This is a genomic window from Paenibacillus pedocola (genome assembly GCF_031599675.1).
GTDB classification, from domain to species: Bacteria; Bacillota; Bacilli; order Paenibacillales; family Paenibacillaceae; genus Paenibacillus_AQ; species Paenibacillus_AQ pedocola.
Genome location: NZ_CP134223.1, coordinates 1,436,852 through 1,450,344 on the forward strand (window position 1 = coordinate 1,436,852; position 13,493 = coordinate 1,450,344).

Sequence of the window (13,493 nt, forward strand, 5' to 3'; positions counted from 1 at the left end):
AGAAGGTAATAAGGCATGAGAATCGTCCTGGCTACATTAAATGCCAAGTATATCCATACCTCACTCGCAATCCGCCTGCTTAAGGCATACAGTGAGCATGAGTTTCCGGATATTCTGCTGGCAGAATACACTATCAAAGATCCCGTGATGAATATCGTGTCTGACCTCTTTCAGAAGAAGCCTGATGTCATCGGCTTTTCCTGTTATATATGGAATATCGAGGAGACGATCAAGCTGGTCGGTATCCTCAAGCAGGTGCTGCCCGAGGTGGCGATTGTACTAGGGGGGCCGGAGGTTTCGTACGAACCGCTCTATTGGATGAAGCGTGAAGCCGGCGTGGATTTTGTCGTGAACGGGGACGGGGAGGAGACCTTTCACCATCTGCTGCAGGAACTGCGGGATGACCGCAAGTTCCATTTTGTCTACGGGGCTGCCTACCGCAAAGGCGAGGAGCTGATTGTCAATCCGCCGCGTCCCAAGAGCGACCTTAACACCCTGCCGACACCACACCGGTTCACAGAGGATTTGCCGGATCTCAGCAAGCGGATCGTCTATTTCGAGACCAGCCGGGGCTGTCCGTTCAATTGCCAGTTCTGCCTGTCGAGCATTGAGGTAGGCGTGCGTTACTACGATATTGAACGCGTGAAGTCCGATCTGCTCTATCTGATCAATAACGGGGCGAAGGTCATTAAGTTCCTGGACCGCACCTTTAACATTAACCGCAGCTATGCGATGGAAATGTTCCAGTTTCTGATCGACAACCATCAGGGCTGTGTGTTCCAGTTCGAGATTACGGCAGACATCATGCGTCCTGAAGTGCTGGATTTTCTGGCCGAGAATGCACCTCCGGGCATCTTCCGGTTCGAAATTGGTGTACAGTCAACTAATGACGAGACCAATGAGCTGGTCAAACGCCGCCAGAATTTCGCGAAGCTGTCCCGTACGGTGATGAAAATCAAAGCCAGCGGCAACATCGACCAGCATCTCGATCTTATTGCCGGCCTGCCGCAGGAGGATTACGCCACCTTCCGCAAAACCTTCAATGACGTATTCGCTATGGAGCCGGAGGAGCTGCAGCTCGGTTTCCTCAAAATGCTGCGTGGAACCGGCCTGCGCGCCCAGGCGGCCAAATACGACTACACGTACATGGAGCATGCGCCTTATGAGATTCTCAGCAGCCATGTCATGCCATTCTCCGATATTATCCGGCTGAAGCGGCTGGAGGATGTGCTGGAGAAATACTGGAACAGCCACCGGCTTGATCATACTGTAAAATATCTGATCCGCCATGTGTTCCCGTCACCGTTTGATTTCTTCCAGGCGTTTGGCGATTACTGGGAGGAGCGGGGCTGGCAAAAAATCGGCCACCAGCTGGAGGACCTGTTTACACGGCTGCATGCGTTCCTGACGGACAGCGGTACACCTTCCATGGATATTATCACCGGGCTGATGAAGCTGGATTATTTCCTGGGCCACAAGTACAAGCCGCGCAAAATCTGGTGGGATCATGCAATGGACAAAGGGGACTGGGCGCGTCATATGAAGGAGATAGCCGCTCATCCGGAGCGGGTATCCGCAGCGTTGGCTGAAGCGGGGTTCAACGAGCGGGAGCTGCAGAAGTTCACGGTTCTGGAAGTGCTGCCGTTTCATCTGGAAACGGTACTGGATTCGATCAGCGGATTGCGGGCGGATGCGGCTGACGCTGTTGAGGCTGTTGAAGCCGTTGGAGCAGGTGGAGCTGATGCTGATGCGGTTGCTCCGGAGTTTATGACCGAACCCGCAGGGAAGCCGCGCTCACAAGGGGATAGTGCATTAGCAGTTGCTGCAGCAGGCAGCGGAACATCTGCAGCCGTCGCTGAGGCCCTGCCGGAAGCAGGAGGCAGCACTCTGCTCATCGTGCTGTACCAGCAGGATGAGAGCCAGCGTGCGCAGTATTACACCCTGCCGTTAAATTAATATCTGCTGCACTCTACAGAGTGGAAATCGGTGGCAGGTGATTTTGATCCGGGGGACCGTTTGCCCGGAGAAAAATTCCCCCCTGCCCTTTTCAGAATGATGAGCTGCATTGAAAACGATTGTTTTGCGGAACAGGGACACAATAATGGGATTTCCTCCACCTAAATTCCTCTGGGCGGGACGAAGATGAATATGAGCGGGAATTTCTCCCGCTAATTTCCCCCTATAGCTCAAAATCTGTGTTTTAAGAGAAATTAGCTGGAGGTTTTCCATCTAAAGTACGATCTTAGGCGAAAATGGAAGGTTTAGGTGGAGATTTTCCCGCTAGGGCATCCGGCATAAATACTATAGGTTCAGTTTTAATCCATATAATTTCTAGAAGCAAGGAGAGATGCGGCGGTGGGAGAGGCCGGGCGGATTTCACTGGTTTTGTATGAAGAGAACTTCAAGGAGCAGCTTATGGCGTTTCAGCTTCCCCCGGAGCAGGCGGAATTTACCGCATTGCCGTCAGAGACATTGGACGCTGCGTTAAGTGATCCGGACAAACTTGCAGTAGTCATTGCGGAGGACGGTCAAGCCGCGGGATTTTTTATCCTGCATACCGGTAAGCGTATCGCTGAGTTCTACAAGGATTACCAGTGGGCGGTGCTGGTACGGGCATTCCTGGTGGATTATGCCAGCCAGGGGCGGGGGATCGCCAAGGCTGCCATGACGTTGCTGCCAGCCTTTGTCCGCACCCATCTTCCGGCAGTTCATGAAATCGTGCTGACCGTCAACGAGCGGAATCTTCCCGCGGGTCATCTCTACCTCGGCGCCGGATTTCGTGATCACGGGCTGCGCCGGACCGGGAGCAAAGGGCCGCAGAAGATTCTGCAGTATGAGCTTGGCCTGCCGCAAGATAACCCGGATGAAGAGCTCCTGCTCCGGGGGCGCCTGACCGGTATTTTCTCCCGGAGCCGGCTGCTGATGGACGTCTTTCGCAAGGCTCAGTTCATGGAGCCGTACCCGTATTACATCGGAGCGGGCTGTCTGGTGCAGACCGTATGGAATGAGCTAACCGGCCGGGCTCCGGATTACGGCATCGGGGATATCGATCTCATCTATTTTGATCCGGATGATCTGAGCTTTGCAGCAGAGGATCATCTCATTACTAAGGGGCGGGAGTACTTTTCCGGGATTGCTATCCCGGTGGATATTAAGAATCAGGCCCGCGTCCATCTCTGGTATGAGGATAGGTTCGGAGTCAGGCTTCAGCCTTATCCCAGTCTGGAGGCTGCCATCGACAGCTGGCCGACAACGGTGACTGCGCTCGGGGCCAGGCTGGACGGGAACGGAGAGTGGCACATCTACGCCCCGTTTGGCCTGAAGGATTTGTTCAGTCTGACCTTAAGACCGAATAAGGTGCTGATTAGTGAAGAGATTTACCGAAGCAAGACAATCAAATGGCAAAAGAAATGGCCGGAGCTGCAGGTCATGCCCTGGGAAGACTAGCTCCCTGCCTGTTATTTCCGGGCAATCGCCAGCATATGCGGACTCATTCCCAGCAAGCTCTCTTGTTCTTCAACAAGGGAGCTTATTTGCATTAGTGCTTCCCGGCTGCCGGGGTCGTTCCACTTTTCACTGAATGCCGGCACGATCCAGACTGGTCCTTCGACAGCAGCTGTAGACAGATGAGTGAGACCGGCATCGGTCAATTCGCTTTTTAATTCTGAGGGCAGATGAAAGAAAGCTCTTGAGATGAAATGCGGATATTCCTCAGGTCGGATATGCTGTCCTTCGGTAAGTTCCCGTCTGATCATCCCGAAGAATACCGAATCATCGATGAATTCATTCTTCGCGCCAAAAACGGACAGACCCCATAACGTGGAGCTGAATCTGGAGATCCCGGCAGCAATCAGGATTCCGCCTGGTTTGAGCACTCTTGCAGCTTCGCGGATCGCGGCAATCCGCTCCTCCCTGGCCGTCAGATGATAGAGCGGCCCCATGAGCAGCACAAGGTCGGCGCTCTCATCCGGCCGAAGCAGCTGACGGGCATCCGCCACCTCGATGCTGTGGAGTGGGAAGGTATTCTCCTTTTGTTGCAGATTTCTGGCATATTCTACGGCAGCGGGAGACAGCTCCAGCAGATGGACCTCATGACCCAGCTCTGCCAGCCACCGGGAGTAGACACCGGTGCCGCCTCCGACATCATAGATAACTTGTTTGTTCCCGCTCAGGTATCTGGAGATGATGACTTTGCTGCGTTCCCATTCGATGACACCTATACCCCGCGTGAGGCGGTCCTTTTCGGTTCCGGCATTGTAATATTCGAGGATTTGCTCGAGATCCTGTTCCGAACCCTTGTTTCCTGAGTAACTCATTTCCACATTCCTCCTTATTTTGGATGGATTGTACAGCCGGGCTGAGCAGATGTCTATAACATTTCTCAGGCATACCGCCTCGGATGAAGCTTTGCTACGCTCAGCCCAAAAAGACAGGACATTCCGTTAATAACGGATGCCCTGTCTTTTGTAAATAATCTATATGTTTGAGTTGTCTTTAGTTTGCAGCCGGCTGTAGCAGCAGGGACTCGGCCGGAAGATGGCGGACCAGCCAATCCAGCACATCGGCAGTGACCTCATCGTGGTTGACTTCGTTCAGCATCTCATGCCGGCCTTCCGGGTAAAGACGGTACTCTACATCGCTTAGCCCTTGGTCCTTATATATAGCAGCCAGGCGCAGCACACCTTGCCCGTTCATGCCTACAGGATCTTTGGCCCCTGAGAATAGAAATACCGGCTTATCTTTGCATAACGTTAGCAGCGTTTCCCGGGAATGAATATCGCGCAGCAGCCGGAAGAAATCACGGAAGAAGCGGGTGGTACAGATTGCCCCGCAGAACGGATCGGCAATGAACCGGTCCACCTCCTGTGGATCACTGCTCAGCCAGTCGAACGCAGTCCGGATCGGAGTGAAGTTGCGGTTATAGGGACCGAATACCATGCCGTTAATCAGTACACTGCGGTGGTGTGCCCCTTGCAGTCTGAGCTGCATTGCCGCCAGAGATTCAGCGGCCCGAAGCATGCTGCGGGGCCCGTTGGTGCCGCTGAGAATGAAACCGGAGTACACTCCGCTGCCTGGCTCGCACATCAGCTTCTGGGCCAGAAAGGAGCCCATGCTGTGAGCGAGCAGGAAGAGCGGCAAGCCTTCCTGCCGGGATTGCACAATGCCTGCAAGCTGCAGCATATCGCGCCGCATCCAGTAGAAGCCGTTTTCGCCGGTATCGCCTAGCAGATTCACCTTGCCTGCCGTTTTGCCGTGGCCGCGGTGATCGTTGGCATAGACCGCATACCCGGCCGCCGTCAGTGCCGAGGCGAACCGGGCATAACGTGCAGCCGTCTCACACATGCCGTGGGCAATCTGCACTACCCCCCTGACCGGAGCCTCCGGTTCAGGCAGCCATTCATAGACATGGATATTGACACCGAGAGGATCGGTCATTGTAAAACTGTTTTCCCTCATCGCCTGTCCTCCTGAAAGTAACCTAGTTTTGTGAGCAACGCCGTACAAAACCAACTGCTGCTATAGTCTATTCACGGAAGGGCTTGCTTTATGGCAAATAAGAACGGAGCACCGTGGAACGGCCTTCGATGCCATAGGCTCCAAGGGTAGACGGCAGCAGGTAGCATTCTCCTGCGGCATAAGGCTGGGAGCCGCCTTCCCATGTCAGATGTCCGCTGCCTTCGCAGATGACCAGGATAGTGAAGCTGTCCGGGGTGGTGGACAGGTTCCACTCACCGTTTACAACCCCTTTTTCAACGATGAAATAAGGGGAGGAGGCGATTTGCAGCCATTCTCCTGGAACTGCACTATCTGTCTTCATCGAAGTGGCCCCAGCCCCTTCATAAGCGGTTACGTTGAGCGAATCTTCGATATGCAGCTCGCGCGGCTTGCCGTCAAGACCGGGACGGTCGTAGTCATAAATCCGGTATGTAGTATCCGAATTCTGCTGGATTTCCGCTACAACGACTCCGGCGCAGAGCGCATGGACCGTGCCGGCGGGAATGTAGAATGCGTCGCCTGCAGAGACTGTGATTTCCTGCATGCTGTCCATCACTGTACCGTTCTCCAGCGCGGCACGCAGGCTTTCGCGGGTGACGTTTTCTTTCAGGCCGTAGATGATTTTGGCATCAGGCTTAGCGTCCAGCACATACCACATTTCTGTTTTGCCGAGTTCACCCTTAGGCAATCCTTCATAATCATCTGTAGGATGCACCTGTACGGACAGATTGTCGTTGCAGTCCAGCAGCTTAATCAGCAGCGGGAACCGTCCGCCTGCTTCGGAGATGCCTTTGCTTCCGAACCATTCCTGCCCGAACTGCTCACGGATCTGGTCGAGGCCTTGTCCGGCCAATTCGCCGTTCACAACGGAAGAGACGCCGTTCGGATGATCGGCGATCATCCATCCTTCGCCAATATGGCCCTCCGGCAGGTTAAGGCCGAATTTTTCCAGGGCCCGGCCGCCCCACACGCGTTCTTTGAACTCCGGTTGAAACTTAAGTGGATATGGTTTTGTCATCACAGTATCTTCCTCTCCGTTTTTGATAATGCTGTTTCTCTAATTGCTGCGGGTAGACTCGAAGAACTCCAGCTTTTCACCGTCCGGCCCGTCAAAAAAGAAATAACGGCTGCCGTTCGCCAGCGTGCTGACTTCTGTCAGGCCAGGAAGCTTCAGCGCGGCAATCCGGCTATGCTCGGCCTCAATTCCGGTAACGGTAAAGGCGACGTGGCTGACCTTGCCTTCATCCGGCAGGCCGGTCCACACCCGTTCGATCAGCTCTATCTCTACGCTGGTCTGTCCGGGGAAGCTCAGGAAGGCCAGCCTCAGCCCGCTGCCCGGCTCGCCGATAATATCCTGCAGCGTAAGTCCGATGACTTCCTGGTAGAACGTAAGGGATTGCTCAAGCTGTGCAACCTTGATGCCGATATGCTCGATCTTGCTTACTGCCATTCAGATATCAGCTCCTTTTTTCTTCTCTACAGCAACAACATACGGGGCGGAGGCCCGCTGCAGCTGGCGGTATATAATGCTCTGCGCATGCGGCTGGGCGAGTCCTGCCGCCCAGGATTCGACGGCGGCGGCTTCGCGGTCGCCGCCGTCATGGCCGGGATAGAGCACGGCTGTGATAATGCCGCCCGGGCGCAGCAGCGCCAGGGCGGCATCCAGCGCGGCCAGCGTGCTCTCCGTCTCGGTGATGATGGTCTTATCGGCATCGCCCGAGGGCAGATAGCCGAGATTGAACATCACCGCTGAGACCGTTCCGCGCCATTCCGGCGGAACGGCTTCTGCCATCGCTGCATGGCTGCGCTGCAGCAGCGTCACGGGAGACAGCGCATCCGGCGCTTCCTCCCGGGCCAGCCGCAGGCGCTCTTCCGCGAGCTTCAGCGCCGCAGGCTGAATGTCGAAGCCATATACCCCGCCGCGCGGCCCGGCCGCCTTGGCGAGGACGAGCGTATCCGCACCGGTGCCCACGGTGGCGTCGATTGCTCTGCCGCCCGAGGCGAGCCGTTCGGCGGTTAATTTATGAGCAAAGCTAAGGACAGACATGAAGCCCATTAGCTCTTCCTCCAGTACTTACCCTGCCAGCTGTCGCGTGCAACCAGTTCATGGTCGATAGCGTTCAGCACTTCCCACTTTTTCAGGCTCCACAAGGGTCCAATCAGCGACTCGCGCGGTGCATCCCCGGTCAGGCGGTGAACAATCATCTCCGGAGGCAGAATTTCCAGTGAATCCACGATGAGCTTCACATATTCGTCCTGCTCCAGGAAGCGCAGCAGGCCGGCTTCGTATTGCTTCACCATCGGGGTTTTGCGCATGAGATGCAGCAGATGTATCTTGATTCCCTGCACATCCATGCCTGCAACCGCCGAGACGGTCTCCAGCATCATTTCATGGGTTTCCTGCGGAAGCCCGTGGATGATGTGGGTGCAGACGCGGATACCGTGGGCACGAAGCTTTGCAACAGCTTCGATATAACACTGGGTATCATGCGCCCGGTTGATCAGCTCCGAAGTGGAGTTATGGATCGTTTGCAGGCCCATTTCTACCCAGAGATACGTACGCTGATTCAGCTCGGCGAGATACTCGACGACATCATCCGGCAGGCAGTCGGGGCGTGTCGCAATAGACAAGCCGACTACACCGGGCTGCTGCAGAATAACCTCATAATATTCTCTCAGCTCGTCAACCGGAGCATACGTATTGGTGTAAGCCTGGAAGTAGCCGATGTATTTGGCGTTCGGCCATTTGAGATGCTGGCGGTCGCGCACATGATTGAACTGTGTGACCAGATCATCCCGGCGGCTGCCGGCGAAATCGCCGGAGCCTCTGGCGCTGCAGAAGGTACAGCCTCCTTTGGCGATCGAGCCGTCACGGTTCGGACAGGTAAAGCCCGCATCGAGCATAACCTTGAAGACTTTCGTGTCCATGTGCTCGCGCATTTCGTAGTTCCACGTATGGAAACGTTTATCTCCCCACAGCAGCGGAGAGGGGGTCTGTAAAAGGCTCACAGGTGAAGCTCCTTTCGTACATATAAGAACATTTATTTTGAGGGCCGAAGGGTGTTGTTTCAGCCGGCATAATCCTTATATTTTCACTGAGAAAGGCCGGTTTCCGTTAAGGGACGTACAGCCATTTCTTTCTAACCCGTCTATTGTATCAAAAATCAGCGTATAGCGTAACATTGCCGCCTGGAAAATAGGTGAAAAATAGGCTGTTTATTTACCAAGTTTACCTTGTTAATGCTTACACGATATGTTATATTTAAATTGTAAAAAAGCTGATGCACCAACTAAAATTTCATTCTTGAATTCATACTTTCGTGTCGTCCCGCCCATACTAAACCTAAGAGGTGATCACGATGAATTCTCAAACGGCATATGCCGAAGGAAAAGGCTCGATTGATGTACAGTTGACTCCCGATGAGGCGCTTGCACTTACCGGTGTTGAATTTAATGGCAATCACAAGATCAAGACCGAAGCGCAGCGTAAGATCAGAAACGCTTTCGAGAAGAAATTTGATTTTGATACTCCGTCAAGGTAGACTATGAACTGTTGAAAAGTGGACCCCAATTCCAAATACAACAAAAAAGGGATTCTCCAGCGGCCGTTTCCTGCCCTCCGGAGAATTCCTTTTTCCTATTTTGCCTTAAATCCCTTTACTTTTGCGGACAAGTTCGGCACAATATTTCAAGTGATACTAAGAGTTCATATTTATAAGTAATGTATTAGAGATAAGCGGAGGAATATTATGCGTTTACGCGGAAGAAAAGGAATACGTGAAAGCCTGGAGGAGCAAACCGACCTGGTGATCCTTGATCCACGCAGCCTCAAGGGCCGCTGGTCAGAATTGTTCGGCAACGACCACCCGATCCATGTGGAGTTCGGAATGGGTAAGGGGCAGTTTATTAGTCAAATGAGCTTCAAATATCCCGATATTAATTTTATCGGCGTCGATATGTACGATGAGCTGATCCGCCGTGCGGCAGAGAAGGCCAGACTGGTATGGGAACCGGCCGGGCAGGAGACACCGCCTAACCTGAAGGTCGCCCTTGCGAATATTAACTATGCCGAGGAAGTTTTTGCACCGGGGGAGCTGGAACGCATCTATTTGAATTTCAGTGATCCCTGGCCTAAGAGCAAACATGCCCGCCGCCGCCTGACCCACCCGCGTTTTCTTGACAAATACCGCGGACTGCTCAGCCCGCTGGGAGAAATTCACCTGAAGACGGATTCGCGCAGCCTGTTCGAATTCTCGCTGAATGCTTTTGCCGATTACGGCCTGCAGATGAAAAATATTTCCTTGGATCTGCACGCAGACGGCATCATTAACGAAGAGCATGTCATGACCGAGTATGAAACCAAATTTTATGGACGCGGTGTCAATATTCAGCGCTGTGAGGCGATTGTCGGCTCAGAGGCATTGGCCCGTTATCAGGCCGGACGCCTGGACAAATACCGGCTGTAGCCTGTGCAATGCCTGTGTTTGGGCATTAGCCATACAAGGCAGGAACCGTCAAAAATGGCAGTCACGGGATTTCCCGGACTGCCATTTTTATATGCCGCCTTGTTCTTGTCTGTCCTATTCGAGCATATCAATAATGCTCTGGGCGCTTTGCAGCGGGTGGAACCTTGCGATATCCTCCAGATGGCTTTTCCGCTTCGCCTGCACATCCCCGTAATTGTAGAGCAGCCGTTCCATCCATTTATCGACGACCTCCAGGGAGGAGATCGGCTCTCCGAGCCCGGCCGACGTAAAGTAACGGCAGTTTTCTTCTTCCTGTCCCGGCAGGGGGTGATGGAAGAGCATCGGAATACCTTTGGCCAGCCCTTCGCTGCAGGTCATTCCGCCCGGCTTCGTGACCAGCAGATCGGAGACCTCCATCAGCTTGTCGATCTCGCGGGTGAAGCCGATCAGCGAAATGTTAGGATGGCTGTATGTGGGGTCTTTCATCATTTCTCCAAGCAGCTTCTCGTTTTTGCCGAGACAAAAGACAATCTGCACCTTATCGCTCCAGCCGGCTAGTGCCTCGTTCACTACCTGGTCGTTCATCATGCCCCAGCCCCCGCCCATGACCAGCACAGTCGGCAGATCCTGGAGGCTGAACTGCTCCAGAATTTCTTCGCGTCCCGGGTGCTCCCAGAAGCTGGGGTGTACCGGCATGCCGGTCACCCGGATTTTGGCGGCGGGCACGCTGCGGCGGCGCAGCTTCGACTTCACCTCGGGGGTGGAGACCAGATAGCGGTCCACCTCCGGACTGATCCAGCTGGCGTGGGCATCGTAATCGGTTATGACCGTCACGAGCGGTGCCTTAAAGGCCGGGTCCAGCCGTTTTAGGCGTGAGACCACAGCACTAGGGATAAAGTGGGTACAGACGATAATATCGGGCTTTAGCTGCTTCACAATATTTTGTGTATGTGTATAAAATAAGCGGTGCAGGGCAAGCGTGGTAAGACGGTTAAATGATTTCTGGTGACGGTAGACGTAGCCCATCAGCCGGGGCCGGGTGGTTACCGTCTTGCGGTAAGCCGAAACGATCAGAGGCGCCATCTTGGGATTCAGAAAGTTTCCAAGCTCCAGCACCTTCGTTTGTACTCCCGGCGACAATTTACGCAGGCTGCTCGACAGCGCGTACGCTGCCTGTGTATGTCCTGCGCCAAAACCTTCTGACAGTAATAACACTCTTTTTTTGCGCAATTTTTATTTCACCTGTTCCCAAAAATGGTTTTCGCAGGTCAGACTTTTGTAGCAGGCTTCAGATCCATAGAACGATCGTGCCAATCGCGACGCCGCTGCCGATTACTGCACCTGCCATAACATCAGAGGGGTAGTGCAGACCTAGATAAATCCGGGAAAAGCCGACAATACACGCCAGCGGCAGCAGAATAACGGTAAGGGCAGGATAAGCCGCCATATAAGGAACCGTAGAGGCGAAGATAGCTGTAGTATGGCCTGAAGGAAAAGAATGATCCTTAAGCGGATTGTGAAACGTATTCGTTCCCGGCAGCGCCAGATAAGGCCGCATGCGCGGGTATAGCTTCTTGGCGACGGCCACAGGCAGGTGGCTGACGGCCAGTGCTGTCAGTGCCTGAAGTCCTGTTGTTTTGAGCGGCTGGGGAGCAAAGGCCCAGATCAGCAGATTAATGCCGATAGCGCTGGTTGCACCGCCCAGGTGGGTAAGATAAAAGAGCCAAAAGTTCAGGAATGGGTTATGCAGGCGGCCGTTGATCCATTTGAAAAGGCGGCGTTCCCAGAGAAGTAGTTTCATGAATAATTGTCTCATACCTTGTCCCTCCGATAGTCCGGCTGAGGATAGTAAGCGCTGCTGAAGCTAATCCGGTTTATACCCTAAAGCTGTCTTTATCATACTTTTTTAAGGTAGTCCATTTCAAGGAAAAGCTCAGCGGTGCGCGGAAATTGTCAGTTTTGACTTAAGAACCCCTTACACCGTACAATGATTCAAGCAGGCCGAACGCGTTTAAAAGGTAACAGAGAAAATGAGGAGTCCGTTTCAGCAGGAATCCCTATAACATCTTTTAAACGGGATATAAATAAATTGAACGCCTGCCCGCAAAAAAGGGGAAACTCTTGATCTATTGTAAGGGATGCAACAAAAGGGTCAGCAACAACGTTTAACAAGCCAGAGACAGAAAAAAGGGCATATCAAGAGTGAAAAAGGGGGCATCAAAAGATCATGACAGACGCATTGTTTGTTACGCTCCAAGTGATCTTGGCGGCAATTGCAGTTTATCAGTTTGGATTCTCACTGTTTGGACTGCGCAAGAAAAAGAAAAAGGAACACTTTGCACCGGAAAAATCATTTGCAGTACTGGTGGCTGCGCACAACGAGGAAGAAGTCGTCGGCGCGCTGATGGAGAATCTGAAACAGCTTAATTATCCCCAAGATCTGTACGATGTATTTGTCATCTGTGACAACTGCACGGACGGGACGGCAAAGATCGTAAGGGAGCACGGGATGAACGCCTGTGTACGCACCAACAACAATCTGCGGGGCAAGGGCTACGCCATCGAATGGATGCTGAAGGAACTGTGGGCTATGCCCCGCCAGTATGATGCGGTGGTCATGTTCGACGCCGACAACCTGGCACATACAGAATTCCTGATGGAGATGAACAATGATCTTTGCTCAGGCGCCCGGGTAATCCAGGGTTACATCGATACGAAGAATCCGGAGGATTCCTGGATTACTGCCGCATATGGTGTTTCTTACTGGTACATCAACCGCTTATGGCAGCTGTCGCGCCATAATCTGCAGATGGCGAACTTCCTTGGCGGAACCGGCATGTGCTTTGAGACAGCCCTGCTTAAAGAAATGGGCTGGGGAGCGACAAGCCTGGTGGAGGATTTGGAATTCACCATGCGCAGTGCCTCCAAAGGCGTCTACCCGAAATTCAACTATGATGCCAAGGTATTCGATGAGAAGCCGCTCACTTTCAAGGCGTCTTCCAGACAGCGTCTGCGCTGGATGCAGGGACATTTCACAGTGGCCCGCCGTTATTTCTTCCCTCTGCTGTGGCAGAGTATTAAAGAACGCAGCCTGACGAAGTTTGACCTCGCGCTGTATGGAGCGAATGTATATATCGTTCTGCTGACCTTTCTGATGACCGCGGTCATGTGGATTGACACTTCCGTGTTTGACGGCCCGCATATCGCGAACATTTACGGTCATCTGCCGATTTGGCTCAGCTATTTTGCAGTCGGAGCGAACATTCTGACCTTCCTGCTGGCGATGGCGCTGGAGAAGGTGAAATTCAAGAAGGTATATCTGTATCTGCTGGTCTTCCCAATCTATCTGCTCTCGTGGTATCCCATTACGTTCTATGCGTTCTTCACGCAGAACAACAAGCAGTGGAGCCATACCAAACATACGCGGGTCGTGCGGCTTGAGGAAGTACAGAGCAAGCAGGTCTAATCAGCTAAATGTATTTCGTACAATACTGTTGGAAAAACAGTTGACAACAGCTTGTGCTGTAATGT

General features: G+C 53.2%; 13 protein-coding genes. 5 read left to right on the plus strand and 8 right to left on the minus strand.

Annotated elements, in window-relative coordinates:
* Nucleotides 1–15 precede the first annotated feature (15 nt).
* Together QU597_RS06305 and QU597_RS06310 are read left to right on the plus strand one after the other, a co-directional pair.
* Nucleotides 16–1,956 (plus strand): B12-binding domain-containing radical SAM protein, encoded by a 1,941-nt coding sequence (locus QU597_RS06305; protein ID WP_310831858.1) that lies wholly within the window; start codon nucleotides 16–18, stop codon nucleotides 1,954–1,956.
* Nucleotides 1,957–2,355: 399 nt separating this feature from the next.
* A complete protein-coding gene (locus tag QU597_RS06310) occupies nucleotides 2,356–3,447 on the plus strand; it encodes a nucleotidyltransferase family protein (RefSeq protein WP_310831859.1) in 1,092 nt (363 codons plus the stop codon).
* 11 nt (nucleotides 3,448–3,458) lie between these two features.
* Here the strand turns inward: QU597_RS06310 and QU597_RS06315 are convergent, their stop codons facing one another.
* The 6 genes from QU597_RS06315 to mnmL all read right to left on the minus strand — a co-directional run bounded on the left by QU597_RS06315 (nucleotide 3,459) and on the right by mnmL (nucleotide 8,505).
* Nucleotides 3,459–4,316, minus strand: coding sequence for a class I SAM-dependent methyltransferase (locus QU597_RS06315; RefSeq protein WP_310831860.1), 858 nt, complete (start codon nucleotides 4,314–4,316; stop codon nucleotides 3,459–3,461).
* A gap of 178 nt (nucleotides 4,317–4,494) precedes the next feature.
* Nucleotides 4,495–5,457, minus strand: coding sequence for an alpha/beta fold hydrolase (locus QU597_RS06320; protein ID WP_310831861.1), 963 nt, complete (start codon nucleotides 5,455–5,457; stop codon nucleotides 4,495–4,497).
* An 88-nt stretch (nucleotides 5,458–5,545) separates the two neighbouring features.
* On the minus strand, nucleotides 5,546–6,514 hold the full coding sequence (locus QU597_RS06325) for a type I phosphomannose isomerase catalytic subunit (protein WP_310831862.1): 969 nt from the start codon (nucleotides 6,512–6,514) through the stop codon (nucleotides 5,546–5,548).
* 39 nt (nucleotides 6,515–6,553) lie between these two features.
* A complete protein-coding gene (locus tag QU597_RS06330; RefSeq protein ID WP_310831863.1) occupies nucleotides 6,554–6,946 on the minus strand; it encodes a VOC family protein in 393 nt (130 codons plus the stop codon).
* Complete coding sequence (mnmM, locus tag QU597_RS06335; RefSeq protein WP_310831864.1) at nucleotides 6,947–7,552, minus strand: tRNA 5-(aminomethyl)-2-thiouridylate-methyltransferase MnmM; 606 nt, start codon at nucleotides 7,550–7,552, stop codon at nucleotides 6,947–6,949.
* Nucleotides 7,552–8,505, minus strand: coding sequence for a tRNA modification radical SAM protein MnmL/YtqA (gene mnmL / locus QU597_RS06340; protein WP_369698840.1), 954 nt, complete (start codon nucleotides 8,503–8,505; stop codon nucleotides 7,552–7,554). The genes mnmM and mnmL overlap by 1 nt, the downstream gene beginning before the upstream one ends.
* 350 nt (nucleotides 8,506–8,855) lie before the next feature.
* Between mnmL and QU597_RS06345 the strand changes: the two genes are divergently transcribed.
* Nucleotides 8,856–9,038 (plus strand): hypothetical protein, encoded by a 183-nt coding sequence (locus QU597_RS06345; protein WP_054939336.1) that lies wholly within the window; start codon nucleotides 8,856–8,858, stop codon nucleotides 9,036–9,038.
* A 207-nt stretch (nucleotides 9,039–9,245) separates the two neighbouring features.
* Complete coding sequence (trmB, locus tag QU597_RS06350; RefSeq protein ID WP_054939337.1) at nucleotides 9,246–9,962, plus strand: tRNA (guanosine(46)-N7)-methyltransferase TrmB; 717 nt, start codon at nucleotides 9,246–9,248, stop codon at nucleotides 9,960–9,962.
* Nucleotides 9,963–10,076: 114 nt separating this feature from the next.
* Here the strand turns inward: trmB and QU597_RS06355 are convergent, their stop codons facing one another.
* Together QU597_RS06355 and QU597_RS06360 are read right to left on the minus strand one after the other, a co-directional pair.
* The gene (locus QU597_RS06355; protein ID WP_236336354.1) at nucleotides 10,077–11,192 is read right to left on the minus strand and encodes an MGDG synthase family glycosyltransferase; all 1,116 of its coding nucleotides are present in this window, start codon (nucleotides 11,190–11,192) and stop codon (nucleotides 10,077–10,079) included.
* A gap of 58 nt (nucleotides 11,193–11,250) precedes the next feature.
* A complete protein-coding gene (locus QU597_RS06360; RefSeq protein ID WP_310831865.1) occupies nucleotides 11,251–11,778 on the minus strand; it encodes a phosphatase PAP2 family protein in 528 nt (175 codons plus the stop codon).
* A 411-nt stretch (nucleotides 11,779–12,189) separates the two neighbouring features.
* Here QU597_RS06360 and QU597_RS06365 point away from each other — a divergent pair, with 411 nt between their 5' ends.
* The gene (locus QU597_RS06365) at nucleotides 12,190–13,428 is read left to right on the plus strand and encodes a glycosyltransferase family 2 protein (protein ID WP_206103602.1); all 1,239 of its coding nucleotides are present in this window, start codon (nucleotides 12,190–12,192) and stop codon (nucleotides 13,426–13,428) included.
* Nucleotides 13,429–13,493 lie beyond the last annotated feature (65 nt).

What these genes read in the sequence shown, in the direction of transcription:
- QU597_RS06360 (WP_310831865.1), bottom strand. Translation starts at nt 11,778, where the DNA reads ATGAGACAATTATTCATGAAACTACTTCTCTGGGAACGCCGCCTTTTC.
- QU597_RS06345 (WP_054939336.1), top strand. Translation starts at nt 8,856, where the DNA reads ATGAATTCTCAAACGGCATATGCCGAAGGAAAAGGCTCGATTGATGTA.
- trmB (WP_054939337.1), top strand. Translation starts at nt 9,246, where the DNA reads ATGCGTTTACGCGGAAGAAAAGGAATACGTGAAAGCCTGGAGGAGCAA.
- QU597_RS06330 (WP_310831863.1), bottom strand. Translation starts at nt 6,946, where the DNA reads ATGGCAGTAAGCAAGATCGAGCATATCGGCATCAAGGTTGCACAGCTT.
- mnmM (WP_310831864.1), bottom strand. Translation starts at nt 7,552, where the DNA reads ATGGGCTTCATGTCTGTCCTTAGCTTTGCTCATAAATTAACCGCCGAA.
- QU597_RS06320 (WP_310831861.1), bottom strand. Translation starts at nt 5,457, where the DNA reads ATGAGGGAAAACAGTTTTACAATGACCGATCCTCTCGGTGTCAATATC.
- QU597_RS06315 (WP_310831860.1), bottom strand. Translation starts at nt 4,316, where the DNA reads ATGAGTTACTCAGGAAACAAGGGTTCGGAACAGGATCTCGAGCAAATC.
- QU597_RS06325 (WP_310831862.1), bottom strand. Translation starts at nt 6,514, where the DNA reads ATGACAAAACCATATCCACTTAAGTTTCAACCGGAGTTCAAAGAACGC.
- QU597_RS06305 (WP_310831858.1), top strand. Translation starts at nt 16, where the DNA reads ATGAGAATCGTCCTGGCTACATTAAATGCCAAGTATATCCATACCTCA.
- QU597_RS06365 (WP_206103602.1), top strand. Translation starts at nt 12,190, where the DNA reads ATGACAGACGCATTGTTTGTTACGCTCCAAGTGATCTTGGCGGCAATT.